At 28.4% G+C, this 1,123-nt stretch carries 1 protein-coding gene; it reads right to left on the bottom strand.

Annotated elements, in window-relative coordinates:
• On the bottom strand, positions 1–584 hold a 584-nt coding region (locus tag AMN78_RS00055), incomplete at its 3' end, for a cytochrome c biogenesis CcdA family protein (protein WP_075533598.1).
• Positions 585–1,123 lie beyond the last annotated feature (539 nt).

The following is a 1,123-nucleotide window of genomic DNA, read 5'->3' as shown; positions in this document are numbered from 1 at the left end:
TTTCCAAAACCTTTTTTAGAATTTAAAAATCTACTCATGTAATAACCAGATAAAATAAAGGGGATAGCTAATCCTAAAGAATAAAATGATAGTAATAAAACCCCTTTGCTAATAGTAGCTTCTGTAGCAGACAAAGCAATTATAGATCCTAAAACTGGACCAATGCAAGGTGTCCAACCAAATGCAAAAGCCGCGCCAACTATAAAAGGAAATGCATAATTATCTTTATAATTTGAATTAGTTTGAATTCTTTTTTCAGTGTTTAAAAAAGAAAAATTTAGAAATCCTAACATTTGTAATGAAAAAATAATAATTATTAATCCTGCAACAATCCGTAATTCATTAGAGAAGAAAAGCAGAACGTTCCCTATTGCAGAGGCGGCCGCTCCAAGTGTTATAAAAACAAATGAAAAACCTAATGAAAAAAGAATAGTTTTAGTCAGAACTATTGATTTGTTTTTATCTATTTCTCCTAAATCTTTTCCAGTAATATAAGAAATATAACCAGGGATAATTGGAAGTACACAAGGTGTAAGAAAACTTATAAATCCGGCCCCAAAAGCTAAAGCAAGTTTAATGATCATACGAACTTTATATTTGCCTTTGAACTTTACCGCAATTACAATATTGGCTCATGATAATTAAATATGTAGGTTTTTTATTCACTCTTTTGTGGTCTTATACTTTCATAAAATCCCAAAGTATTTTTAAAAAAGGTTCAGGTATTTTGATTACATTATTTGTAACAAATATTTCCTGGTTTACGTTTATAGCTGCTTGCTTTTATGGGCTTAAGAACTTTAGTTTTTACCATGCTTTCCTTGGAATAGCCCTTAGTATTGTTTTAGTCCACTTGGCTTTTGCTCGGTTAACTTTATTTATCAATAACAAATTTCAGAATAAAAACACCCTTTTAAAAATTAAAACATTTATTGAATATTTGATTTTAATAACTGTTGGATATTTTATATTTTTCTAAAAAGTTTTAATTGTAGATAAAACTTTAAAATTCTTATCTGTGATAACTATTTCACCAGATCTTGCTGTTTCTCCAGTTATTGCCAAGATAATCACATAATGTGTAACTAAAACTAAATTTCCTCCTTTTCCTTTCCATTTATTT

The organism is Candidatus Pelagibacter communis, from assembly GCF_001179945.1.
Taxonomy (GTDB): Bacteria; Pseudomonadota; Alphaproteobacteria; order Pelagibacterales; family Pelagibacteraceae; genus Pelagilacustribacter; species Pelagilacustribacter ubique_A.
The sequence above is the reverse complement of the archived record's forward strand: the minus strand, read 5'-3'. Positions and strand labels throughout refer to the sequence as shown.